The sequence below is a fragment of the Bradyrhizobium sp. MI1.11 genome, assembly GCF_055811255.1.
The window spans coordinates 1-272 of the sequence record NZ_JBVVPM010000237.1; the positions used below are offsets into that span (position 1 = coordinate 1).

General features: G+C 66.9%; 1 protein-coding gene. It reads left to right on the top strand.

Features of this window, described 5'->3' with window-relative positions; genetic code table 11:
* Nucleotides 1–272 (top strand): DDE-type integrase/transposase/recombinase (locus AC0L30_RS43225; protein ID WP_473406816.1); only part of this gene is annotated, 272 nt, incomplete at both ends.

Consider the following 272-nt stretch of genomic DNA (forward strand, 5'->3'; position numbering starts at 1 on the left):
CCGCGGCAAACCGGTTAAGACCACGATCAGCGACAAGGCCGCGCCATGCCCGCTGGATCACGTCAACCGCCAGTTCAGGGCGCCAAGGCCGAACGTCCTTTGGCTCTCCGACTTCACCTATGTCGCGACCTGGAGCGGATTCGTCTACGTCGCCTTCGTCATCGACGCCTATGCCCGCAGGATCGTGGGCTGGCGGGCCTCGCGCACGGCGCACGCCAGCTTCGTGCTCGATGCGCTGGAGCAGGCCCTGCACGATCGCCGACCGGTCCACC